Below are 22,980 nucleotides of genomic sequence, written 5' to 3'. Positions count from 1 at the left end.
CAGCGAGGCAGGCCCGCTTTCCCGACGCGCCGGTAATGGTGTGGAGTTTTTGGGTCCGATCATCGCTTAAGCCTCAATTCAGCCGCAAGGCGCGGTCGTGATCCTGGCCGGGGCCGATGATGCGATGCACGAAGACGCGATCGGACTGCACCGAATAGAGGATGCCATAACCGTTGTAGGACCGGCGACGGATGCCATGCCGTTCATAGCGTGGGATCAGCGGAAAGGCATGGGGCATCGTCCCGATCCGGGCCGCCGCATCGCGCAATTCTTCGATGAACGTCACAGCTCGCGCCGGATTGTTGGGCGCGATCCATTCCTTGATTCCTTGCAAATCGCGACGGGCTTGCGTCGATAGCCGCACCTGCATCAGTGCTGCTTGCGATCGGCGGTCGCCTCAATATCGGCAATGATTTCGGCGCAAACGTCATGGAGATCATGACCGCCTCCGGCTTCCATCTCTTTCAGGCTTGCCTCAATGGAGGCGTCGAGGTCTTTCAACCAGCGTTCCTCGTCCACGACAACGCTCTGATCGCGCCGGATCAGATCGCGCACATAGTCGCTGACGCTGGCATATTGGCCGCTGTCGATACGCTGCTGCACGTAATCGCGCAGAGGATCGGGCAGGGATACATTCATGGTCGCCATCGGTGTAACTCCAATGCCATTACGGCAAAATTGTCATAGCGGGCCTGTCAGGCAGGCAGATCGTCCGCATGGAGGTCTGCCATCAGCGCCTCAACGTTGTCGAACCTGACGCCCTTTCCTGCCGCTATTTCCGCCATCGCCTCGCGGGACGCGGCGTTTCGGTGCCTTGGGCAGCTCATTGCCTATTAGTGACATAGGCGCGGGGCAGCTCGTTTGCCGTTCTCCAGCTCTCTAGCCATTTATCGACTTCCTCCATCGTCGCGTGCAGGCCGGTCGCCTGATATTCTTCCCATGCGCGCACGGCATCCCGTTTGAACGCCTCGCGCCTTTCCTGCATGGTCGCCATCGCACTATCTTCAAACCCATATGGCAAATATTGCCAACATGTTCAAGGCGACTCTGATAGCCTCTCCCTTTCCCGTAGATTCAGGGGTTTCATTGACGCAGCCGGATCGAGACTATGGCGGCTATCGTCTTTCAGTTGCGCTTGAGAGAGGCAGGAACGGCCGGCCAGTGGCGCGATAATATCTATCATTTGTATAGCACATCGCTATCATTATTAAGTCATTACGATATAATAATAGAATGTCTGGCGCGTCCTGCGGGCGCGGCTCTATCCCCGCGTTACCGCTCCGACAAGCCCGCAAGCGGTCTTGCGCGTGATCGCGCCGTTTGGACGCTTCGGCGAAGCGGGATTGAGATTATAGGCGTCAGGCAGTGACGGCCGCCGCACATTCCCAGCGGTCCACCGCCCTATGAAACCCCACCCGCTCCGCATTGCTGATCCGCGGGCGGCTCGCCTTTGCGCCAGAAGGCGCGCATCTTGCCCCGATCGTTCAGAGGGGCGTCGGCGACGATCGCGCGCGCGGCCTGGATGAACTGCCCATGCCGAACACATAGACCAGCGATGCAGGCGGTATGGCGGCGAAGCGCGCCAGCGCTGCGTCGCAGCGCCGGAGCAAGGCGCGGAAACTCTCTGCCCCCTCCCCGTCGCAATAATCAGGATCGGCCGCGCTCCAATAGCGTTCGAGGTGCGGCATCCGTTCGGCGCTGTGCGTGCCGTTCAGCGCGCCGGTTGCAGATAGGTGAACTCCTCTATCGGCCACGTCTTCACCGGCGCGTCGGGAAAGCGGGCGATGGTCGGTGCGGCGGTTTGCCGGGTGCGGGTATAGGGCGAGGTGACGATGAGCGCAGGTGCTTCGACCCAGTTCGCCGTGATCGCGCGCGCCTGTTCGTGGTCGCGCTCCGTCAGCGCGATCGTCGCCAAGTCGTGACAGGGAACACCGGCGTTGCCAGTGCTTTCCCCAGGTCGGATGAATATCGCCCTCATGGCTATTTCAGCAGTTGCGCAGCGATTCCCTGCCCGTCCAGCAGTTTGACCGCCGTTTTGTCGAAGGACACGAACGTCTCCCCGCCGAGCCATTGGCCGTCAAAGGCGATCACCCCATCCGCGAAATCGCCGCCGGCATCGAGGACGGCTAGGCCGGCATCGACCGCAGGGCGATTGACGACGACGTTCTCCGCTTCGATCACGCCCCGAATCGCGGTGGCAATTTCGGACCGAGCTTTCTTGTAGAGTCGTTCCAAAACCCAAGCGAGTTCGCACAGCGAATGCACGCTGATGGCAACAAGGCTTGCGTTTTCCATCGCTTCGACGGCGGCGAGGCCCTGTGCTTCGTCATCCGCCAGAACTAGGCGCAGCAAGACGTTCGTGTCGGCCGTGATCTTCATTTATCGTCCAGACCGGCCATACCGGCAGCAGCGCCCGCGTCTGCGATAGCGTCGTTGATTTCCTCGATCGTGAACCGGGGGCCGTTGCCCTTTCCTTTGAGCATTCCGTGCAGCTCCCGCCACGACCCTTTGGGCCGATCCGCTTTCAATTCCGCCCGCCCATCGGGCAGTAGGTCGAGCCTGATCTTGCCTCCGGGCTGGATGCCGAGATGCTTCAAAATTTCCTTCCGGAAAGTCACCTGGCCCCGCGCCGTTATGCTTAATGTCGTCATGGCTATTACCTCCGTATCGAATAGAGGTAATGCAGAATCGCCTTATTTTCAAGGCCGCAATCCTGATAGCCAAAAAGTCTAAGTGACTAAGCTCGACTTTGTACGTTTTTCGTCAGGTCCAGATCCAGAAGATGCTGTTGCTGGCGATGTAGTCGAGGGCCTGATCGAGGGGCAAGATGCATCCCCCCATTTCGTCGTTATCTTCCCATTTTCGGCGGTGTGACCAGTATAGGCCCAGTCGGCCCCAAGCTGCGATTTTGGCCAAGTCGGAGAACGTTTTGGGAACGTGGCATTCGGTATTGACGATGGAAATCATAGAAGAGGACAGTTCGCTCCATCATAGGGAGTGGGTTGATGGATCGGAGTATTCCGGGCGGGGATTTGATCGGACGATGGAGCCTGAGCTTTGCCGATATTGATTTTGTAAATTCGAAGCCGGCCCTGACGCGCCTTGGCCTCGCCGCGCAGCTGAAATTCTTCGCTTCCCTGGGGTTTTTCGCGATCGATCCCGGCTCAATCCCTACCGATGGCCTCTCGTACCTGGCCGAGCAACTCGGTGTCGAGGCTGGCGAGATAGCCGGTTATGTGAACACCCGCATGCTTCAGACCGTACTGGTTGAGCCGAAGTGGGCGGGGCGGATGACGCCGGAAGATTATCGTGGTCTCACGCCGTTGATCTACAGTCATGTGAACCCTTATGGCCGCTTCGACCTCGACCTGAACGACCGGATTGATTTTGGACGGCTTGCAGCGTGAGGCGGCTGATCGGCCTATAACATTTGGGTACACCCCAGAGTGATAGGGCCGAGTGACACCATTCGTCTGTCACAAAAGGGTGGGTTTGCGCTCAATGTGACGATACACTGCAAGAGCCACCCTAATGTGACGGATTTTGCACTTGGCTCGTATCGGATATGCCCGCGTCAGCACCACGGACCAGGATCTGGATATCCAGATTGGCCGCCTCAAGAATGCAGGTTGCGAAATTATCCGTTCCGAGACCGGATCGGGGGCCTCGCGGAGCGGGCGCACGGAACTGGAAACGATCATGCAGTTTATGCACACCGGCGACGAGCTGGTCGTGCTGCGGCTCGACCGGCTCGGCCGCTCCACGCGCGATGTCCTGAACCTGGTGCATGAGCTTGATGAAAAGGGAGCTTCGCTGCGCATCCTTGAGCCAGAGGTGACGACGGCGGGCGACATGGGGCGAATGGTCATCACCATACTCGGCATGGTCGCCGATATGGAGCTGAAGTTCATCAAGGATCGTCAGCGCGCCGGGATCGAAGCGGCGCGCGCCGAAGGCGTTTACAAAGGCCGGAAGAAGAACGTCGATGACGATGAAATCCGCCGTCGCCTTGCCGCCGGCGCCAGCAAGGCCCGCGTTGCCCGCGACCTGAAGGTCTCACGAATGACCGTCTATCGGGCGCTCGACATTATTCCGTCACAGACCAAACTGCCGGAAAAGCCGCCCACTGCCAGCATCGCCCTGCATCTGATTATCGAGAACTTCAACAAGCGTGGAAGAGGTAGAAAACCCGCTCGGGAGCGGATTGAGGCGATGCTGGAACGCGACTACGCCATGGTAAAAAACGGCAATTGTGATTACAAACTGACCGTCGCCTATGACCCCGATCCGGATGGCATTTCCCTTGATGAGGAAATCCAAAGCCTCCTCTCCGAGATGTTCAACATCGCAGAGAGCTACAATTGCTCCATGGAAGCCGATATCTACGAGGTCGGTGGTCAGCAACGGTCCTGGTAGAATCAATCAAGCGTTCAGTGTTCGTTCTTCAACCTGGCCAAAATCGCAGCTTCGGGCCGACTGGGCCTATAACGCGCTCGTCACGCCAACTTGCGGTAGTGGCGCAGATAGTCGGGATATTCGATCCCGCGTGCTTTCAAGAGATTAATCGTCGCCTCTTCGACCAGGGCGGCAACGGACGTTTGTTCGCGCTCAGCAAGGTTTTTGATCTCTGCCGCCAGCTCGGGTTTCACCGACGCTGCGAGATTGCGCGTGTTCGCGCGGCTCGGCCGACGCCGGGGCAAGGGAACCGGGAGAAGGGGGTCTTCCTGTCTTTTCGGGCGAGCCATAGGTCTAAAACACAAGAGGTTGATGTGGTGCCGGAATAAGCGTGTTGACACGCTTAATGGCTGTAATGTGGTTGCACGGCAAGAGAGGACAAGCCGGGTTGCCCTCGCCGTCAAAGCGAGGATAGACATATCCTTATCGGTAAAAGGGAATAAATCACGATGCCGCATAGCGACGATTGGCAGTATGATCCGATCCTGGAACGCGAACTAACCACCCGCCGCCCCGCTGGGGGAATGATCCAAGCGGTCGAGATTGCGCAGTTGCCGTCGAGTGAATGGATCATCAACGTTAAAGTATCGTGGCATGGCGATAAGTGGCTGAATGTCTGCCTATTCGAGCAACCGACGCTTAAAACATACAAGCGACTGTCAAGTGCCGTGCGGCATGTCGTGCTCGATTACGGATATGAGGATGACCATATCCGATTGGTCCCCGACAAACAATGCAGCAACAAATTGGCGTTTTAGGCTTCCCTTTCCCCCTCATCGTGATATGTGCATAAATCTCGATGACGAGGGAGAAAGCGATGAAAGCTTTTAATTTCGCGCTCGCGGCCGCCTTGGTGGGGGCTGCGGTGCAATCGACCCCCGCTGTAGCGTCGGATAATACTTGGGCATGTGAGGTTGTTCTGTGCATCTCCAACCCGGGTGGTCCGACGCAATATCCAGCCTGTGTTCCACCGATAACGAAACTGTGGCGGGTGCTGGCTCTCGGCGGCAGCTTCCCGACATGCACGGGCGGGGGTATCGCCAAGACAAAATACAAGAAGCCGGATGATGGGAGGCCTGGTCGCTTGACGGTCACTTGGACTGACGGGCGGCAACAGACCTACTATCAGCCGCGCAACTGACCGGGAGCGGGAACGTGTTCCTCGAAACCGGAGCCGTTCTTTCGCTGGCGGCGCAATGCGCCCCAGCGGTAGCGCCGCATACGATCGCCGCGATCGTGGATGCGGAATCTTCCAACTATGTTTTTGCGATCAACGTCAACGGCGTGGCCAGTCAGCCGCGCCGTCCGCGCAATGAGGCGGAGGCTATCGCAACCGCGCGCTCTTATGTTGCGCGCGGCTACAGCGTGGATCTCGGCCTCGGCCAAATCAATTCACGCAACATGGGCTGGCTCGGCCTGACGTGGGACACTGTTTTCAAGCAGTGCGCCAATGTCGAAGCGGCAGGCCGTGTGCTCCTGTCCAATTTCCGTTCGGCCAAGACGGGTCGCACCCCGCAAGAGGCCCTTCGGGTCGCACTCAGCATGTATAACACAGGCTCTCAATCGAGAGGTTTCCGCAACGGCTATGTCGCCCGCGTGGAGAATGCAGGTCGCCGCGTCAGCGGTCGGCCTGCGACCGCAATCCCGACTGTCATCGTGGGCGATCAGCCCGCCAGCGCCGCCGTGAGCGACACTGGCGCCGGTCGTGTGCCGGTGGAGCTGGCGGAAATCGCAGCGGAGAACATGGAGGCGGCTCCACCGCCTGCACCGCCTGCGTGGGATGTTTTCGGCCGCGCCCAACACGCGCGGATTGGTTCGTAAGGCGAAGATAGGAGTTGTCGAATGTTTCGTATCTGGAAGATCAAGGCTGAATCCCGGCTCGACGCGCTGCTCGCGCGTCTCAAGCCCTCGCCGCTCATGGCGCGCGCGCTGCCCCTGTCGCTGCTGGCAAGCCTGCTCATAGCGGAGCCGGCTTTTGCGCAGGCAAACTTTGAAGGCCTGGCCGACAACATTCTCGGCCTGCTGAGCAACGGCTTGCTCCGCACGCTGGCGATCATCGCGATCATCGTCGTTGGCCTTCTGTGGTTCCTCGGCCGCGCGTCGGTGCAGATGCTCGTCACGGTCGTAGTTGGCGTGGTGATCGTGTTCTCCGCGCCGTGGATCGTCGACACGATTACGGGGTGATCGGGGATGGACGGTCAGGAAGAAATGACAAAAGACCCGCTGTTCTTGGCCGTCACCCGCCCCGCTTTGTGGGCGGGTGTTCCCATTGAGGCGGGCGCGCTCATCATCATGGCGGGCGCAATCACGTTGGTTGGTTCGGGCAATCCTCTCTACGGCGGCGCGGCCGCCGTCGCGCTTTATGCGATGGCGCGGCTCATCGTGCGGCATGACGTGAACGCATTCCGGCTGATCTTCCTTTGGGGCCGGACCAAAGCGGCGAACCGGAACCGCGTCTTTTGGGGTGGGTCGAGCTACACGCCGCTACCGCTCTACGGAATCAAGCGAAAGGGATTTGGTCGTGGTGTTCGGTAAGAGCGCGCTCGCGGAGAAGGTGCCTTTTGACAAGGCCAAGCGGGAGGAAATGCCAGAGAAATTCTTGCCGTATTCGCGGCATGTCAATGAGCATGTGGTCGCCCTCGATAATGGCGATCTTATGCTCATGCTCGAACTGGATGGCCGTCCTTTCGAGACTTCGGACGTGCGCGATCTGAACGATTGGCACACGCGCCTCAACGGGGTCTGGCGCAATATCCATGACGAGCGGCTTTCGATCTGGACGCACATGTTGCGGATGCGTGTGCGCGACTATCCGGGCGGCACGTTCCGCTCCCATTTCGCCGCGAAGCTCGATCAAAAATATTATGAGCGGATGACGGCTGAACGGATGTTCCGCAACCGCTTCTTCATGACGGTCGTGATCCGCCCAACAGCAAACGCGACCGACAAGCTGATGGATTTCCTGCGCAAGAAGCAGGAGGACAAGAACGCCAATATCGCGGAAGCTCTAGAGCTGCTGGAAGACAAGGTGCGCGATCTGGAAAAGCTGCTGCTGCGCGTTCGTCCGCGCCGTGTCGGCATCTATGAGCACCGGGGCCTCCTGTTCTCCGAACCGCTGGAAATACTGAACCAGGTGATGACCGGGCGCTATCGGCGCTGTCCTCTGGTTCGTGGTCGCCTCGGATCGGCGCTCTATGCGAGCCGCGCCATTATCGGCGCTGAGACATTTGAGGTCCGCGACGCCGATCATTCGATGTTCGGCGGCATTTTCGGCATTCGCGAGTATCCGTCATCGACAACGCCGCGCCAGTTTGAATCGCTGCTCTCGGTCGATTTCAGCCTCGCCATAACGCAGTCGTTCACGTTCCTGTCGCGCACAGCGGCAACAGAACGGTTCCGGCTTCGCCAGACCCAAATGGCGAACGCCGGTGACAAGGCGATCAGTCAGATGGATGAGTTGATCGACGCGGCGGACGATTTGCAATCGAACCGCTTTGTGCTGGGGGACCATCATTTCACGCTGACGGTGTTCGCGGAAGATTTGAAAAAGCTGCGCGATAATATGTCGATCGCGCGCGCTGCGCTGGCCGATACGGGCATGGTCGCCGCCCGCGAAAGCGCGGCGCTGGAAGCTGCCTATTGGTCGCAGCTGGTCGGCAATTTCGCGTGGAGGGCGCGCCCCGCACCGATCACGTCCTATAACTTCTCTGCGTTCTCGCCCTTCCATACGTTCCCGGCAGGGCACGAGGACGGCAATCATTGGGGGCCTGCGGTCGCGCTGCTCAAGACAAGCGCGCGCAGCCCATATTACTTCAATTTCCATTCGGCGGACCTGGGCCATTCGATGGTCATTGGTCCATCGGGCGGCGGCAAGACGGTGCTGGTCAATTTCCTGATGGCGCAGCTCGAAAAGTTCAACGCGCGCCATATCTTCATCGACAAGGATCAGGGCGCGGAGATTTTTGTCCGCGCCAGTGGCGGCACCTATCTCGCGCTGCGCAACGGGGAGCCTACGGGGTTCGCTCCGCTCAAGGCACTCGACAATACGGCTTCTCATCGCGCGTTCCTCGGTCGCTTCATCCGCCAGCTGGTGAAGCAAGAGGGTGCGCCGATCACGGTGCAGGAATCGCACCTGATCGACGATGGCATTGAAGCCGTGATGAAGCTGCCGCGCGAGCAACGCTCGCTGTCGGCGCTGCGGACCATGCTCGGTATGTCGGACTCGGGCGGCGTCGGCGCGCGCCTGGTCAAGTGGACCTCCGAGGGGAACCTTGGCTGGGTTTTCGATAATGAGGAAGATTCCATGTCGCTCGAAGCCCGTTTCGTGGGCTTCGATATGACCGACTTCCTCGAAAACGCGGAAATCCGCACGCCGGTCATGCTCTACTTGTTCGAGCGGATAGACGCGCTCCTGACAGGCGAGCGCATGGTGATTGCGATTGACGAATTTTGGAAGGCGCTGGCCGATCCGGCGTTCACAGCATTTGCGCAGGATGGCCTCAAGACATACCGCAAGCGCAACGCGTTCCTCGTCTTTGCAACGCAGTCGCCTGCAGACGCGCTGCGGTCCACGATCAGCCATTCGATCTTGGAGCAGGTCGCGACGAAAATCTTCCTGCCCAATCCGTTCGGCCAGCGCCGGGATTACATCGAAGGCTTCTCGCTCTCGGAGGCGGAATTTAAGCTGGTGCGCGAAGAGCTGTCGCCGGAAAGCCGCAAATTCCTCGTGAAGCAGGGCCATGACTCCGTTGTGGTCGGCCTGGATCTCATTGGCATGGACGATGAACTCGCCGTGCTGTCGGGGCGCGCTGAGACAACGGGCGTGGCCCGCGAAGTGATTGCCGAACTGGGCAATGATCCGAAGCTCTGGTTGCCGGAATTTCACCGGCGCCGGCGCCCAAGCTGAAAGGAGTGAGACTATGAAGCAGCTTTTCTTGGCGGCTGTGTCGATCGGGAGCCTTGCGGCCGCGACGCCAGCCAGTGCGCAGGGTATCCCTGTGTTCGATAGCACGTCCGTGCTCAAGCATATCGAACAAATCCAGAAGACCATGCAGATGATTGAGCAAGGTCGCCAGCAGATTGCGGAAGCGCAGCAGCTCTACCAAGGGCTGAACCAGCTGACCGATGTTTCCTCGATCGCCAACCAGCTCAAGACGGATTCGCTTCGCACGCTCGGCGTCGATGTGAACTCCCTCGAACGCATGGCGCGCGGCGATTTCAGCGGCGGCGGCGGCTACGGCGGCCGTTCCGATGCGATCTATCAGGACATGCTCGAACGTCTCGGCGTGTCCGCGAATGGCGATCAAACCGATGTTCGCTACCAGACAGCTCGCTCGATCGCGATGGACAAGGCCATGGCCGAAGGCATGGGCGAAGCGGCCACATCGCGCGGCGAAGGTCTGGAAGAGCTGCGCAATCGACTTGCGACCGCATCGACCGCAAAGGAAGTTGCGGACCTTCAAGCCCGCATCCAGCTCGAAAGCGCGTCGATGATGAACGATCAACTCCGCGTCGAAGCGTTGGAGCGAGCGCGCAGAGCAGAGGCCGCGGCGCACACGGCCGAAGCTTTTGCGGACAGGTCGCGCAAACGCGATGAGCAGCGTGCGCGAGCGCGAGCGGCAGCTGGAATCTGACATGAAGAAGATGGTCCTTCTTGCGATCAGCGCAGCCGGCTTTCTCGCCGGCTGCGAACGCGCGCCCACATTTCCCGAGATTCTGATGACCTATCATGATGTTGATTGGCTCAAAACTCATGAGGATCAGATTCCGGTGATCGTCGCTGAGTGCGACAAGATCGTGAACAGCGAACTCAAACAGTCGGACCTCCCCATGCCAGTGGCGCGCAATTGCGGAGGCATCAAGAACAAAATCGCCTCCATTGAAAGGTCGCGCAAACGCGATGAGCAGCGTGCGCGAGCGCGCGCGGCAGCTGGAATGTAAGGCTGAAAAAACAGCTTGAATTACACCTAATCGGAGCGGGCTGGTGGAATACGATCTCTTTACGAATGCCTATCAGGGCTTCACCAACGAACTCAATTCGGTAGTTGTATCCAACTATGCTGGGTTTGTTGGGTGGATCGCTGGACCGCTCCGCACTGGCATGATCATTTACATAATCTTGCTAGGCTACGCGATCATGCGCGGGGCGGTGCAATACCCCTTCCGCGAATATGTCTATCGCTCGCTGATGCTGGCCGCGCTCTATTATGCTGTGACAAACCTCTATGGAGCATCGCTCGCACAAATGATCGTGACCGGCCTACCGCATGAGTTTGCCTCGATCGTAGGCGGCTCACCGGAAGGCGTTGGCGGGTCTTTCGATGGGATGTGGGCGCGGGTCGATGATGCACTGCTCGCGATGCAGGATGCGACCGAGAAATACGCAGAGGAACACGCCTCACTGACTGATATTCCCGGCGCTGCCGCCGCAATTATGCTGTGTATCGGTGCCACTATCATCATTCTTTTGACAGCGATCGCGGCCCTGTTCGCCCTGGCCGTTGGCTTCGTAATCGTGCTCTACGCGCTCTTTGCGCTTGCATGTCTGGCGGTGGTCGGGCCGATCTTCGTAGCAGCGCTGCTGTTCGATTCCACCAGAAGCTATTTCTTCTCGTGGCTCGGCAGCGTCCTCAATTTTCTGATGTTGTCGCTATTTGCGATGCTTCTTGTGCTGGTTGTGGCCAATGTCGCTGAATCCGCAACAGCAACATTCGATGGCGATTTTGACAACATCTGGAGCACCTGTATCCGGATCATCGCGTTCTACATTCTCGCCTGCTTTTTCTTCATCCAAATCCCCGGAATTGCTGCCTCGCTGGGTGGCGGCGCGGCTGCAATGGTGACGCAGTTCGGCAACGCGGTGACGAAGGGTGGCGGCGCGATGGCAACGGGCGCAGGCCACGCGGCCAGCGATGCCCGCGCCATGGGAGCCAGCATGGGACGGGGCTTCTCGTCGGCGGTTCGCCGTTGGCGCAACCGAAACACAATCACCAGAGCTTGAGGGAACGAATATGCGCAAGTTGCTTGGACTCGGAATCTGCCTGGCGCTGGCGGCCTGCGCAGGTCAGCCCGTAAAAAAGCCAGCCAAATGTGAGGGGCCGATGCGGCCTGCCAATCCGCATGGGCTTACCCTCCCCTCAATCCCGGATCAGGCCGCACAGCGAACCGCGCCGGCAAATGTGGACGTGTTCAATCAGGGTGCACCGGCAACGCCGGACGCGGCCCCGGCAGACCCATCCACTCCGGGCAATGAACAGTCGGACGCATCGCGGGCGGTCGAAGTGCCGCGTCTAAGCGCCTCGCTGCGCGGCCCGATCTACTCGAATTGCTGAGGTGTTACGATGGCAGTTGGTATTCCAAAGGACGAGCTGAAAGCCTATTTTGAAGAGGCTGCAAGCTGGGAACGTGACAAGCTTGCGGCGGCCGAGCGCTCCAAAAAGCTGGCGTGGGCCGTCGCTGGCGTTGCTGGCGCGCTGGCGACTGCTGGCGTTGTGGCCGTTGCAGCCCTGACGCCTCTGAAAACGGTCGAGCCATATGTTATCACGGTGGACCGTAACACGGGCGAGGCGTCGATCGCCGCCAAGCTCCACGGTGACGCGACGATCACCTATGACGAGGCGGTCCGTAAGTATTTCCTCGCTACCTATGTCCGCTATCGCGAAGGCTGGATAGCGGCCGCTCGCGAAGAATATTTCGATGCGGTCATGGTCATGTCGGCGCGGCCCGAACAGGATCGGTGGTCACGCTTCTACAAGACCGACAATCCCCAAAGCCCGCAAAACATCCTTGCGAACCGCACTGATGTTTTTGTCGAGATCAAGCGGGTGTCGTTCCTGGGCGGCAACGTCGCGCAGGTCTATTTTACCAAGGAATCTGTGACCGGCTCGAACTCGACCAAAACCGATGCCGTCGCGACCATCAAATACAAGGTCGATGGCACGCCGAGCAAGGAAGTGGACCGCTTCAAGAATCCGCTTGGCTATCAGGTCGAGAGCTATCGCGCTGACGTGGAGGTGCCCCAATGACCGTGTTGAAGTGGAGCGCCCCGTTTGCGCTCGCGATCGCGCTGGCTGCGTCGCCGGCGATGGCCGAAGAAACGCCCCATGCGACTGTGCTCGATCACCGGGTTCGTGAAGCGAACTACAATGATCGGCAAGTCTATGAGATTCCGGGCGTGTTCCGCATCGCCACGGAAATCGTCTTCGCCAAGGATGAAGTGGTCGAGCATGTGGCGCTGGGTGATACCGTGTCCTGGGAAGTCGCACCGGCTGCCAATTCGCTCTTCATCAAACCACGCGAGCGAGCGGGTCGCACGAACCTGACAGTCATTACACGTTCGCGCTATGGCCCGCGCAGCTATCGGTTCGCTCTGTCGCCAACGCAGCGGGGCAGCGGCTTCTATACGGTCGTTTTCCGCTATCCTGAACAGGAAGCGGCCGAAGCGCAGGCGCAAGCCGCAATGGCCCAGCTGGCCCAGCTGAAAGCCTTGGAACGCGGCGCGGTGAAGTCCGCGCTCGATATTGGCGTGCTGGAAGGCACGCGCAACGCCGACTACATCATGCAAGGATCGACCGCCATCCAGCCCTCCGAAGTGTCTGACAACGGACAGTTCACGGTAATGCGCTTTCCCAACCAGCGTGAGTTGCCGGCGTTCTTCATCGTCAATCCTGATGGATCGGAAGCCATCGCCTCCTTCGATGTGCGCGATGAATATGTGGTGCTGCACGGGGTTTACGGGACAATCCGACTGCGCCGGGGCCTCGAAGTGCTCTGCATCCACAATCAGAAGACTGACTATTACGGGCGCGATCCCAAAACTGACACGGCCTCGGGGCTGGTCGAGCGAACCACAGGGGTTGAGTAAGATGGCTGCGAACGATCATGACAATGCGCCGCATGGCGACAACATCATTTCGCAGGGCGAGACGGTCGAGAACCGGCCCCTTGCGTCGGAGCCGGTGCCCGATCCGGAAGACATTGAGCGGCAAAGCGAGCGCCAGGCGAAGATTGCCGCCCTGCCGAACAGGTCGATCGACCCCAAAAAGGCGGTCGTTCTCGCTGCGGTTGCCTGCGGCGCGATCGTGCTCGGTTTTAGCACCATCGACGCGATGCGGAGCGATCCAACCGAAAAGGCCGAGAAAGCGGAAAAGCCGGATGAAAGGCAACTCGCCAACTACGATCCGAAGTCAATCATAGCCCCAACGCTTGCCGATGCGCCGAATGATCCGAACGCCCCGGTGCCCATGACGGAAGTGCCGGCGCTTGATGGAAGCCAAGCGCCCCGCACGGGCGGCGCGAATGGCCGCCCCCAAAAGTCTGAGGGACAAGTCATCGCTGAGGCCCAACGCCGCGCCGGGATCATGGCCTATGGCGGCGAAAACGGCGGCGGGGTCGGTGGAGCGGTGGCAGCTGCCACCGGCCTGCCCATGGGCGGCGGCGCAGGAGGACAGGGCGCGCAGTTAATTGGTGCGTCGGCCGATGGGGATGGGCAAGGTGGATCGCGCCGGACCAATCTCGAAAACATGCGCCAGACCTCGCAAATCGATCGGGTGTCAGGCCGCGACATTGGCAACCGCGATATGCTGATCCTTGCGGGGTCGTTCATTCCGTGCGTGCTGCAAACCGCAATGGATTCCAGTCAGCCCGGATATGTCAGCTGCATCATTCCCCGCGACATTTATTCGGACAACGGCCGCGTCGTCCTGCTGGAAAAGGGAACGCGCGTCTTGGGCGAATATCAAACCGGCGTCCAGCGCGGCAAATATCGTCTCTTTGCGGTATGGAACCGCGCGGTCACGCCTCGCGGCGTGGCGATCGACGTAGGTTCGCCCGCCAGCGATGCGCTTGGCCGTTCAGGTATGGCAGGCGGCGTGAAGAACTTCTTTTGGGAACGCTTCGGGGCCGCGCTGTTGTTCAGCTCGCTCAACGATGCCGCCTCGATCGCCGCCTCGGAAGTCTCCGACGCGGATAATGTCACACGGGTTCCCAGCCAAGCATCGGACACGATTTTGCGGGACACGATGCAGATTCAGCCGGTGCTTCGCATCAATCAGGGCGCGGAAGTGGGGATCATGGTCGCGCGCGACTTCGACTTCTCCAACATCTACGGCCTTCGGCTTCGGCGCGGCCAATGAGCAATACGGCTGTCCTCGAAAACGCCTTGCTGCCGCTGCGCCCTCTGCTCGCGCGTGAGGACGTAACGGAACTGGTGATTAACAAGGCTGGCGAGGCGGCGATTGAAACGCGCGATGGGTGGTCCTGGGAGACATTGCCTGACCTCAACGAAAAGTCGCTGCTCGCGCTCGCGCGGGCAGCGGCGGCTTTCACGCATCAGGACATAAGCCAGTCCACACCAATCTGCTCCACAATCCTCCCCAGCGGTGAGCGTGTGCAGCTGGTTGTGCCGCCTGCTGTCCCTGCCGGCACGGTGTCCATCACCATCCGCAAACCGTCATCGGTGACGTTGACGATGGAGGACTTCGAGCGCGGTGGGCTGTTTAGCGAGACAAAGATCGCAACCCGGCAAGTCTCACCGCTCGATGTTGAATTGCGCGATCTGCTCGATGCAGGAAAACATGTCGAATTTTTCCAAAAGGCAGTTCAGGGCCGCAAAAATATCCTGATTTCGGGCGCTACCGGCTCGGGAAAGACGACGCTCTCTAAAGGGCTGATCCAGCTTATTCCGCCGCATGAGCGGCTGCTGACGATCGAAGACACGCGCGAATTGGTCGTTCCGCATCGCAACGTGGTCCACATGCTCTACGCGAAGGACAAGCAGGGCACCGCGAAAATCTCTGCAAAGGATCTTCTGGAATCGGCCCTGCGTATGCGGCCTGACCGGATACTGTTGCAGGAGCTGCGCGACGGCACCGCGTTCTTCTATCTCCGCAACGTCAACTCAGGCCATCCCGGCTCGATCACGACGATCCATGCGGACTCGGCCGAACTCGCGTTCGAACAGCTGACATTGCTGGTCAAGGAAAGCGAGGGCGGCGCCGATCTGGCCCGTGACGACATTCGCAGCCTGCTCAAGCTGCTGGTGGATGTGGTCGTGCAAACCAAGAAGGTCGAAGGCCGCTTTCGCGTGACGGAGATATATTTTGATCCAGAAAACAGGCTCTAACAGGCTCGCGCTGGCCCTTGTCCTCCTTCCGATCACACTGCTGCTGATCGGCCTGCTGACCGGGACGGTGGCGTGGTTCTTTCTCAAGATGCCCGCCGCGGCTTATGATCCGCTCAGGCTCCCCGGCTTCTTCTGGTATTACCGCCATGATCCTGTCGTGACCGAAGCGCTCTGGCGAGGCGCGGTCATAGGCGTGCCGCTGCCGGTGTTGCTTATGGCGATCGTCCTGCGGCCGAAAAGGAACCTTCACGGTGAAGCCCGCTTCGCGCGCGAAGGCGAAATCCGCAAGGCGGGCCTTCGCGCGAAAAAGGGCATTGTGCTCGGCCGCGTCCGCAACCGCTTCCTTATGGTGGGCAAGATGGAGCATGTATTGCTCGAAGCGCCTACCGGATCGGGCAAGGGCGTTGGCATCGTCATCCCCAATCTGTTGCAATGGCCGGATTCGGTTGTCGTGCTCGATATTAAGCGCGAGAACTATGAAATCACGGCGGGTTTCCGCCGCAAGGGCGGCCAAAAGGTTGTGCTGTTCAACCCTACGGACAGAGAAGGCCGCACAGCCCGCTACAATCCGCTTAGCTACATCAACAGGGCCGATCCAATTGAGGTCCTGGTCGAATTGCAGAAGATCGCCACGATGCTCTTCGTGCCCCCGGAGAAGGGCGAGGCATTCTGGACGGAATCAGCGCGCACGGCCTTTGTCGGCATTGCATCGTGGATCGCGGCCAAGCCTGAACGTCCCTTCTCGTTTGGCGAGATATACCGGACCATCACGATGCCGGGGATGAAGGCATTCTTCACCAAGGAAGCTGGCGATAGTGCACTATCGGAAGGGTGCCGCGCCGCGCTGAGCGATTTTACGTCCAGCGCGGACAACACATTCACCGGCATTATCCAGACCGTCACCTCCAAGCTCAATCTCTGGATCAATCCAATTGTCGATCGCGCGACGGCCGAAAGCGACTTTTCCCTGACGGACCTTCGCCGCATCCCGACCTCGATCTATCTCGGTGTCTCGCCGGATGAACTCGATAGGGTCGCGCCGCTCTACAATCTGTTTTTCCAACAGCTGATCGACCTCAACACGCGGCAACTGCCCGACGATGGTGAAAAGCTATCCGTGCTGCTCATTCTGGACGAATTTGCGCGGCTCGGCCGCGCCCAGGTCATTGCCAATGCGTTCTCCTATGTGCGCGGCTATGGGCTGCGTCTGCTCCCCGTCATCCAGTCCCGCTCCCAGCTGCGGAATGTCTATGGTGAGCATGGCGCGGACGAAATCGTATCAAACTGCGGGGTCGAAATTGCTTTCACGCCGAAGGAGCTGCGGGTCGCAAAGGAACTGTCCGAACGCCTCGGCTATCTTGGTCAGGATGCGGAAAGCCGGTCCCTGACGATACATGGATTGCTCGCCAATCGAAGCAAGACGATCTCCGAACAGCGCCGCGCGCTGATGCTCCCGCAAGAGCTGATGCAGCTGCCCGAAGACGATATACTCGTCATCCGGGGCGGCATCCCCGTCATTCGCGGGAAGAAAATCCGCTACTTCAAGGATGCCGTGTTCCGCTCGCGCTTGACGCCTGCGCCGGAAGTGCCGGCGCTGCCCAAGCCGGTCGCGCCGATCGCGGCCGTCGATGATCTGAGCGATGAAGAGCTGGCGGCTTTCAATGATTATTCCGCACTGGCCGATGACCAGGTGCAGGACATTCCCGAAGACGTTCTCGCCCTCGATCGCGATATGCCGAACCTGACAGTGAAGGACGGCAGCATGGCTTTCGATGAAATCAACTTCGACGACATTATTGGTCCCGACCCGACGAAAGAGGAGTGGGAAGGTCAGCGCCGGGATCTAGTTCTGAGTGAAGGAGAAGAATATGGCCGATAATGACAACAGCGAACGCCAAGCAAAGACGCCGCGCTCCTACGAAATTCTTGGCCCTGGGAACAGCAAGGAAACCTTTGCGAGATTCCCCGATGCCATGAAGGCATTTGCCAAGCTGGAAAACCAATATGACCACGCGCTGACGATGCAGAAAGGCGGAAAAACCGCTTATCTGGCGTCCACGGATTGGCGCAATGATGGGTCCACGCCGGTTGCGCAATATCTGACGCCGGCTGTCGAAGAGTATAATAAGGCGCTGAAACGCGGAGCGCCTGCCGACGAATTGCGCGGACACGAAAGCAGAGTGCGGGCCGACCTTAATGCGTGGCCCCGGCAAGCGAAGCGCGAAGCGGCTCCGACCGCATCGGCCGATAAATCGCTCAATATCCATGAGGGTGAGCGAGCCAGGGCGGAGAGCAAAGACGGTGCTGCGCCCGCGAAAGCTGAGGTTCCATCGAAGGCAGCGCCAAAGGATGACAAGCAAGTTGACGACACACGCTTGGCTCTGCCCACGCAGCTCGAACGCAAATATCTGCGCGTTGGGAATGATCTTTTCCGTAGCGGCCGCGATGACAAGCCCGATATGTCGATCAAGGGCCAAGACGGCATTCGCATCAACAAGGACTATGCCATTGGCGATGCTATCGCGATCGCGAAGCACAATGGCTGGCAGTCGATCCGTGTTCATGGAAGCGACGAATTCAAGAAGGCGGTCTATCTGGAAGCGGCGCGATCGGGGGTCGAAGTGAAAGGGTTCAAGCCGTCTGAACAGCTTAAACTTGAGGGAGAAAGGCTGGCGGCGCGAGATAAGGCCCGCGAAGCACAAGACCCGGCAAAGAGAGCGAGCATGGCAAAGCAAGACCCCTCAGAATCTCGTGCTGCGGCCGAACAGTTCCGGCGCAATTCGCATCGGGATAATGCGGCCAACCCGCAATTCAAGGCCGCGCAATCGCACGTCCTGGCGGCAGCGATCGAAGCGAAAACCCGGTTCACCCAAAAGGAAGACAGGGATCGCTTCATAGAGCGGGCCAAGGAAACTGTCGCCAAGCGTATTGAGGTTGGCGCGCCGGTCCCTGCTGCCCGTTTCGAGCAACAGCGCCAGAACGAGGCTACCCGCATAGCGCGCGAGGATTTGACGCTGCGCCAGCAGGAAAGGAAGCCGTCACGCTCGCGCTAAGTGCATGGCACATGCTTTTTGGAAACAGGAAACCGCACGATGAACATTCCCCGGCCTGATCCGGTGCCATCGAGAGGCGTGTCCGATCTCGATCGTCACATTGAAACCTTGCTTCGCGTGATTCATTCCAGAAACCTCGCTTGGTCTGATCTAAGCGAAGTGGGTAAACAGGTAGAACGCCCTCTGACGGACGTTGAGCAATTGCTTACAAATGTGGGCGACGACGCCCATGAAATCACCCTTGCTACCGAGACGATCATAACAGCCCTCAAGCTGCAACGTGATGCGCTCGCGATCCAAAGCTCTCGCCGTAGAGCACGCTTCGGCTCGATGCTCCTGCTCATGATCCCCGTGTTCTTCGTAGGTTTGATGATTGGCGCATCATACGGGATAGATGAAGGTCGGGCGCGGGAGCGTGAAGCCTTAAAGTATCCGATGATACCCCAGCTGTCCGTAGATCGTGGCGGGCTCAAAACTGACGGAAGGTAGAGCGGTGGCAGCTGCCACCGCTTGCGATCTCTTGATGGGCTATGGCCTCATGAGGCACGATGAAGAAATCTGACAGGGCAAAGAAACAAACCGCCAAGGTAATCGAGGCGGCTGCACGCGCCCATGAAGCTCTCGATTATTTCAACGGCAACGTCACAAATCCGTTCGATGAGTTAACATGGCCCAGTATTGCCGAAGGTTATCTTCTAGTCGCGCAGAAGGCGGTATCAGACGCCTTGGTCGCTTTGGAACGCGCAAACAGCGTTGGCTGGACCAAGCACGGCCAGTAACTATCGTCCTGGCCCTTCCCGCGAACGATCGCGGTTCCTAGATCGTTCGCTCTGCCGCTTCCGCTCCATCGCGGCTACCGATCGCTCATGAATTGTAGGCGTTCGCCCTGCCCCCACAAATTGCCGCACCTGGTCGGCAAGCTGGCGGTCAGCTGGATCGCTGCTTGCCTCAAGGCGCTTGGCGGCGGCTAGATAGCGGTGTTGCGTCTCAGTCCATGCCTGCCGCCCGCGCACCACGAAATCCGGAGCGGTGGACCGCCCCGCCAGCTGGTCTCGCGCGGCCGCAGTGATCTTCTGATTGGCAAACGGTGCAGGTGCGGTGCCGGCCATGTAGCGCTGCCGCATCCGATTCAGGGCCATGCTTTGACCAGCTCGGCCGACACCGCGCGCTGCGCGAGGCGTTGCCTCGGCAGTAACCCCCCTCGCCCGCAATTCCTCGGCAAAGCGCTCCCGGTAATGATGCAGCGTTTGAGGTCGCGGGTTGAAGCGTTTCCCCGTGTCACCGCGCGCTGCAACCGTCACATGCACGTGAGGCCGTGGTGTGTCCGTATGCAGCGCCAGGACGTAATCCCACTCATGCCCGATCTCGCTCCGCGCGACTTCGCGCACCGCTGAAAGAACCTTGTCGGGGTCTGTGCCTGCCGGCATCGAAAAAACCATGCTCACGGCGGCTACGGTAGAATTGTCACGCCAATAGACAGGATCGCCCCAATCGCGCGCCAGCGCCGCCCGATCTTCCTTGTCAGTCAGAATGTCGCCATCGCGCGTTTCAAGCGGCACATCGCCTTTTCGGCCGATATAGTCGAAATGCGCAGCCGCGTGGTTCTTGCCCTTCGGCCTGCCCGTAACCTTGACCATGACCTCCGGAGCACGGCTGACAATGCGAGCAAGCCGCGCCCGGGTGCTCCCGCCCTGGCCTGCTCGCCTCGAACTAAGCGAGCGCAGCAACATGTCGGCGCCGCGCCTGTTCGGGTCGCTGGTCAGCTTTGGTTTGAACAGCGCGGCGAGCTGGCCCGCCTCAAAGCTGCTGTCAAAGTCGCTCACCGGGCACCTCCCAATAGACAAGATCGGCCTTCGTGGCTGCACCGATACCTTCGACGGCCGCGCCGATCGCCGCGCGCAGGTCGTTGACCTTATGCAGCTCGCCGGCGATCTCCGCTGCATTGTCCGCCAGCGCCATCTTGTTCGCCGCTCGGGCGATCTGATTCACGTTGCGGCCAATGCGCTGTAACGCCTGACGGCAATTCAACAGCTCTTCGCGCAACTCGCGATCGACAGGCGCGGCAATGCCGATGTGTCGCCGCACAAGAGCCATCGCCCAGGTCGCCGGGGTCATGCGGCGCTCCTTTGCGCGATGGCGGATCACGGCCAGTTCGGTTTCGGTGGGCCGAAGATAAAGGCGGTGCTCGCCAGCGGCCTCGCGGTCGGCAACAGGCGCGGCCTCGATGGCCGCCCCGGACTGCCTGAGCACCGCGTCAACCAGCTGACGCATGAAGGGGCCGCGCCCTCCCCTCGTCTGCGCGAGCGCGTCGATCTTTGCGAGCTTGGCCGCCTCGATCTTGAAGCCCAGCGTCTTTTCCATGTGGGGTAGGTATCTCCCAACCGTGAAGCGCGATCCGATAGGATTGAGCGTATCGGTTAACATTAGCCGCCGCAAGGCTTATCCTGCCATAAAGTAGATACCTACCCCACAAACAAAAAGCGGTGGCAACTGCCACCGCTTCAAAATTCCACGCCGCCTCAATGCTGAGTGAACGTGGACGGTAAAAGCTATCAGAAGTCGAAGGTTTGGGGCGCAGCCTCGCCGTCGAACCGAACCGTGACCTGGCCGCTGAGAACAATCCCGCGACGGCCCTGAATGATGATGGCCGGTGCGTCGTTGGCCTCTTTCGGCTGACGGGGGGTGCGCGGCTTGTGATCGGAACGCTCGGCAAGCGCAGCGCCCTCCCCTTCCCGCTCGTCGTCGCCGGCATCCAGTTCGGGCCGCTCCCGACGCTCATCTGCTGCACTGGTGGCAGCTGCCACCGGCGCGCGCGATTCTTGGGGCAGCGCTGAATCGTCATTCGGTTTAGCGGCGCCGGCCTGAGCGCTCTCTTCATCGGGACCGCCTTGGAGCGTGGCAAGAAACTGCTCGCAGGCGGCGGCTGTCGGATTTTCATTCGTGACCACGAAATTGCGCGTGGCCTCCTCGTCCAGCTCGATCGCGTGTTTGATGGCGACGGCGGCGCGCGGAGAACAATTCTTCAACGCGGCAAGAATGTCCTCGGGCAAGGTGCGCAGCGAGTAGAGGCGCTTCACTTCCGAATGCGGCTTGGCGATGCGCGCGGCTAGATCCTTTGTCGAAAGCGTGTCACTGACGCGGCTCGCGATGAAACTGACGCGCTCGGCCAGACTTAGGGCTTGGCGTTGTTCGTTCTCAAGAAACTGGTCGAGGCCAATATCGCGTTCGGCGTCGGCCTGATCCAGAACGGTGTCGATCTGGTCGAAACCAAGCTGGCGGCACGCGCGGTAGCGCCGCTCGCCGTATCGGATGATGTAGCGGCCGTTCGATGTTGGCGCGACGACGATGGGTTGCAGCAAGCCGCGGTCCTTGATGGTCGCGGCCAGTGCATCAATCTCGGCCTGGTCGAACTCCCGGCGAACCTGCGCGGGGTCTGGATCAATGTCAGCGAGCGGAAGGCGCTGAAACCGCCCAGCTGCCTTGAACTCGGTATTCGCGGGGACGGCCGAAAAATCCATCGCGTCCATATCGAAGTCGGCAAAGCTCTTCTTCGCCGGTTTGACAGCTGCCTTGCTCATGCGGCTTCCCTCTCAGCTTGATCGACAATGTAGGAGACGACTTCGCGCAGGACCGGCGCGCTGCGGCGCGTATCCTTGGCAAGTCGCCACACGGGAATTTCGAGAAGGGCCGCCTCGCGCATATGCTCGCGGTGCGGGATGGTATGCGGGACAACATTGGCGGGTAGCGCCTGCCCGATCCGCTCCATGAGCATTTTAGACACTTCACTCGTCGTCTGCACACGATTGAACACGATCCCGAAGCGGGTTTCGTTGCCCTCCCCCCGAACCTTATTGGCAAGGCTGATGCTTTGCGAAATCTCGTTGAGCGATTGCCGTGCGGTTTTGTCGGGGTCTAAAGGCACCGCGACATAATCGGATGCGATCAGCGCCATAAGGTTGCGGCCATCCCAAGCCGGGGCCGTGTCGATCACGCAATAGTCGTAGTGCTTGGCAAGGCCGGCACGAATGGCGCGAACATAGGCGGCGATGTGCTGGCCCTGCTGCGGGCCGTCAGTCGTCAGTTCGACCACTTGCCTCGTGTTCTTGAAGCAAGCCAGCGCCGGAGGTTCCTCGACGGGGGCGAAGTCGAGTATCGACTGAACCGGCCCGATCTGCTCGAACTCGGCTTTCAGCATTCCGGCACTGTGGCATTGCTTGTCCAGGTCAAGGACCACGACACGCTTGCCCTGCTCGGCCAGATGCCACGCGATATGACAGGTAAGCGTGGTCTTGCCGATGCCACCGCGCTCATTAGTCACTACGATTGTTCGCATTGAGAATCCCTTCAATG

28 protein-coding genes and 3 pseudogenes are annotated in these 22,980 nt (G+C 59.8%); 20 read left to right on the top strand and 11 right to left on the bottom strand.

What is annotated here, in order from left to right; genetic code table 11:
• Nucleotides 1-73 precede the first annotated feature (73 nt).
• The 6 genes and pseudogenes from K426_RS29640 to K426_RS29615 all read right to left on the bottom strand — a co-directional run bounded on the left by K426_RS29640 (nucleotide 74) and on the right by K426_RS29615 (nucleotide 2,651).
• Nucleotides 74-370, bottom strand: coding sequence for a type II toxin-antitoxin system RelE/ParE family toxin (locus tag K426_RS29640; protein ID WP_066564857.1), 297 nt, complete (start codon nucleotides 368-370; stop codon nucleotides 74-76).
• Nucleotides 370-648 (bottom strand): type II toxin-antitoxin system ParD family antitoxin, encoded by a 279-nt coding sequence (locus K426_RS29635; RefSeq protein ID WP_082749270.1) that lies wholly within the window; start codon nucleotides 646-648, stop codon nucleotides 370-372. The genes K426_RS29640 and K426_RS29635 overlap by 1 nt, the downstream gene beginning before the upstream one ends.
• Before the next feature lie 175 nt (nucleotides 649-823).
• A complete protein-coding gene (locus tag K426_RS31040) occupies nucleotides 824-994 on the bottom strand; it encodes a transcriptional regulator (protein ID WP_082749269.1) in 171 nt (56 codons plus the stop codon).
• Between the two features lie 364 nt (nucleotides 995-1,358).
• Nucleotides 1,359-1,978, bottom strand: a pseudogene (locus K426_RS29625) (histidine phosphatase family protein).
• Nucleotides 1,979-1,980: 2 nt separating this feature from the next.
• Nucleotides 1,981-2,379 (bottom strand): type II toxin-antitoxin system VapC family toxin, encoded by a 399-nt coding sequence (locus K426_RS29620; RefSeq protein WP_059153591.1) that lies wholly within the window; start codon nucleotides 2,377-2,379, stop codon nucleotides 1,981-1,983.
• The gene (locus K426_RS29615; protein ID WP_059153592.1) at nucleotides 2,376-2,651 is read right to left on the bottom strand and encodes an AbrB/MazE/SpoVT family DNA-binding domain-containing protein; all 276 of its coding nucleotides are present in this window, start codon (nucleotides 2,649-2,651) and stop codon (nucleotides 2,376-2,378) included. The genes K426_RS29620 and K426_RS29615 overlap by 4 nt, the downstream gene beginning before the upstream one ends.
• Nucleotides 2,652-3,005: 354 nt before the next feature.
• On the opposite strand from K426_RS29615, the pseudogene K426_RS33230 reads away from it, so the two are divergent.
• The 3 genes and pseudogenes from K426_RS33230 to K426_RS29600 all read left to right on the top strand — a co-directional run.
• Nucleotides 3,006-3,230 (top strand): annotated as a pseudogene (locus tag K426_RS33230) (DUF4158 domain-containing protein); the annotation flags it as partial.
• 3 nt (nucleotides 3,231-3,233) lie between these two features.
• A pseudogene (locus K426_RS33225) lies at nucleotides 3,234-3,407 on the top strand (Tn3 family transposase); the annotation flags it as partial.
• A 142-nt stretch (nucleotides 3,408-3,549) separates the two neighbouring features.
• A complete protein-coding gene (locus K426_RS29600; protein WP_006953933.1) occupies nucleotides 3,550-4,416 on the top strand; it encodes a recombinase family protein in 867 nt (288 codons plus the stop codon).
• An 80-nt stretch (nucleotides 4,417-4,496) separates the two neighbouring features.
• Here K426_RS29600 and K426_RS31990 read toward each other — a convergent pair whose 3' ends face one another.
• Nucleotides 4,497-4,649, bottom strand: coding sequence for a hypothetical protein (locus tag K426_RS31990; RefSeq protein WP_006949649.1), 153 nt, complete (start codon nucleotides 4,647-4,649; stop codon nucleotides 4,497-4,499).
• A gap of 255 nt (nucleotides 4,650-4,904) precedes the next feature.
• Here K426_RS31990 and K426_RS29590 point away from each other — a divergent pair, with 255 nt between their 5' ends.
• The 17 genes from K426_RS29590 to K426_RS29515 all read left to right on the top strand — a co-directional run bounded on the left by K426_RS29590 (nucleotide 4,905) and on the right by K426_RS29515 (nucleotide 19,409).
• On the top strand, nucleotides 4,905-5,213 hold the full coding sequence (locus K426_RS29590) for a hypothetical protein (protein WP_020819813.1): 309 nt from the start codon (nucleotides 4,905-4,907) through the stop codon (nucleotides 5,211-5,213).
• A 397-nt stretch (nucleotides 5,214-5,610) separates the two neighbouring features.
• Nucleotides 5,611-6,276 carry a lytic transglycosylase domain-containing protein gene (locus K426_RS29585; protein ID WP_059153594.1) on the top strand — a complete coding sequence of 222 codons (666 nt, stop codon included), beginning with the start codon at nucleotides 5,611-5,613 and terminating at the stop codon, nucleotides 6,274-6,276.
• Nucleotides 6,277-6,297: 21 nt separating this feature from the next.
• Nucleotides 6,298-6,639, top strand: a complete 342-nt coding sequence (locus K426_RS29580) for a TrbC/VirB2 family protein (protein WP_059153595.1) — start codon at nucleotides 6,298-6,300, stop codon at nucleotides 6,637-6,639.
• Between the two features lie 6 nt (nucleotides 6,640-6,645).
• Entirely contained in the window at nucleotides 6,646-6,990 is a 345-nt protein-coding gene (locus K426_RS29575; protein ID WP_006949650.1) for a type IV secretion system protein VirB3, read from the top strand.
• Nucleotides 6,977-9,361 (top strand): VirB4 family type IV secretion/conjugal transfer ATPase, encoded by a 2,385-nt coding sequence (locus K426_RS29570; protein ID WP_006949654.1) that lies wholly within the window; start codon nucleotides 6,977-6,979, stop codon nucleotides 9,359-9,361. The genes K426_RS29575 and K426_RS29570 overlap by 14 nt, the downstream gene beginning before the upstream one ends.
• A 13-nt stretch (nucleotides 9,362-9,374) precedes the next feature.
• On the top strand, nucleotides 9,375-10,088 hold the full coding sequence (locus K426_RS29565) for a type IV secretion system protein (RefSeq protein ID WP_059153596.1): 714 nt from the start codon (nucleotides 9,375-9,377) through the stop codon (nucleotides 10,086-10,088).
• Nucleotide 10,089: 1 nt separating this feature from the next.
• Nucleotides 10,090-10,395 (top strand): hypothetical protein, encoded by a 306-nt coding sequence (locus K426_RS29560; RefSeq protein ID WP_059153597.1) that lies wholly within the window; start codon nucleotides 10,090-10,092, stop codon nucleotides 10,393-10,395.
• 43 nt (nucleotides 10,396-10,438) lie between these two features.
• Nucleotides 10,439-11,455: a type IV secretion system protein gene (locus K426_RS29555; protein ID WP_059153598.1), complete on the top strand. Its 1,017-nt coding sequence runs from the start codon at nucleotides 10,439-10,441 to the stop codon at nucleotides 11,453-11,455.
• A 10-nt stretch (nucleotides 11,456-11,465) separates the two neighbouring features.
• Complete coding sequence (locus K426_RS31030) at nucleotides 11,466-11,786, top strand: hypothetical protein (RefSeq protein WP_022684495.1); 321 nt, start codon at nucleotides 11,466-11,468, stop codon at nucleotides 11,784-11,786.
• Between the two features lie 9 nt (nucleotides 11,787-11,795).
• A complete protein-coding gene (locus K426_RS29550; protein ID WP_059153599.1) occupies nucleotides 11,796-12,479 on the top strand; it encodes a virB8 family protein in 684 nt (227 codons plus the stop codon).
• Nucleotides 12,476-13,318: a TrbG/VirB9 family P-type conjugative transfer protein gene (locus K426_RS29545; RefSeq protein ID WP_059153600.1), complete on the top strand. Its 843-nt coding sequence runs from the start codon at nucleotides 12,476-12,478 to the stop codon at nucleotides 13,316-13,318. Before K426_RS29550 ends, K426_RS29545 begins: the two co-directional genes overlap by 4 nt.
• A gap of 1 nt (nucleotide 13,319) precedes the next feature.
• Nucleotides 13,320-14,588, top strand: a complete 1,269-nt coding sequence (gene virB10, locus K426_RS29540; protein WP_059153601.1) for a type IV secretion system protein VirB10 — start codon at nucleotides 13,320-13,322, stop codon at nucleotides 14,586-14,588.
• Nucleotides 14,585-15,577, top strand: coding sequence for a P-type DNA transfer ATPase VirB11 (gene virB11 / locus K426_RS29535; RefSeq protein WP_011627746.1), 993 nt, complete (start codon nucleotides 14,585-14,587; stop codon nucleotides 15,575-15,577). Before virB10 ends, virB11 begins: the two co-directional genes overlap by 4 nt.
• Nucleotides 15,555-17,456 (top strand): type IV secretory system conjugative DNA transfer family protein, encoded by a 1,902-nt coding sequence (locus K426_RS29530; RefSeq protein WP_059153602.1) that lies wholly within the window; start codon nucleotides 15,555-15,557, stop codon nucleotides 17,454-17,456. The genes virB11 and K426_RS29530 overlap by 23 nt, the downstream gene beginning before the upstream one ends.
• On the top strand, nucleotides 17,446-18,630 hold the full coding sequence (locus K426_RS29525) for an LPD7 domain-containing protein (RefSeq protein ID WP_020819804.1): 1,185 nt from the start codon (nucleotides 17,446-17,448) through the stop codon (nucleotides 18,628-18,630). Before K426_RS29530 ends, K426_RS29525 begins: the two co-directional genes overlap by 11 nt.
• A 39-nt stretch (nucleotides 18,631-18,669) precedes the next feature.
• Nucleotides 18,670-19,119 (top strand): hypothetical protein, encoded by a 450-nt coding sequence (locus K426_RS29520; protein WP_021245547.1) that lies wholly within the window; start codon nucleotides 18,670-18,672, stop codon nucleotides 19,117-19,119.
• A 59-nt stretch (nucleotides 19,120-19,178) separates the two neighbouring features.
• Nucleotides 19,179-19,409 carry a hypothetical protein gene (locus tag K426_RS29515; protein WP_020819802.1) on the top strand — a complete coding sequence of 77 codons (231 nt, stop codon included), beginning with the start codon at nucleotides 19,179-19,181 and terminating at the stop codon, nucleotides 19,407-19,409.
• Here K426_RS29515 and K426_RS29510 read toward each other — a convergent pair whose 3' ends face one another.
• The 4 genes from K426_RS29510 to K426_RS29495 form a co-directional block, all read right to left on the bottom strand.
• Nucleotides 19,410-20,453 (bottom strand): relaxase/mobilization nuclease domain-containing protein, encoded by a 1,044-nt coding sequence (locus tag K426_RS29510; RefSeq protein ID WP_021245546.1) that lies wholly within the window; start codon nucleotides 20,451-20,453, stop codon nucleotides 19,410-19,412.
• Nucleotides 20,440-20,991 (bottom strand): plasmid mobilization relaxosome protein MobC, encoded by a 552-nt coding sequence (gene mobC, locus K426_RS29505; RefSeq protein WP_021245545.1) that lies wholly within the window; start codon nucleotides 20,989-20,991, stop codon nucleotides 20,440-20,442. The genes K426_RS29510 and mobC overlap by 14 nt, the downstream gene beginning before the upstream one ends.
• Before the next feature lie 191 nt (nucleotides 20,992-21,182).
• On the bottom strand, nucleotides 21,183-22,208 hold the full coding sequence (locus K426_RS29500) for a ParB/RepB/Spo0J family partition protein (RefSeq protein WP_059153603.1): 1,026 nt from the start codon (nucleotides 22,206-22,208) through the stop codon (nucleotides 21,183-21,185).
• Nucleotides 22,205-22,963 (bottom strand): ParA family protein, encoded by a 759-nt coding sequence (locus K426_RS29495; RefSeq protein WP_197524567.1) that lies wholly within the window; start codon nucleotides 22,961-22,963, stop codon nucleotides 22,205-22,207. Before K426_RS29495 ends, K426_RS29500 begins: the two co-directional genes overlap by 4 nt.
• Nucleotides 22,964-22,980 lie beyond the last annotated feature (17 nt).

Origin of the sequence: Sphingobium sp. TKS (genome assembly GCF_001563265.1) — a bacterium.
GTDB lineage: Bacteria > Pseudomonadota > Alphaproteobacteria > Sphingomonadales > Sphingomonadaceae > Sphingobium.
The sequence above is the reverse complement of the archived record's forward strand: the minus strand, read 5'-3'. Positions and strand labels throughout refer to the sequence as shown.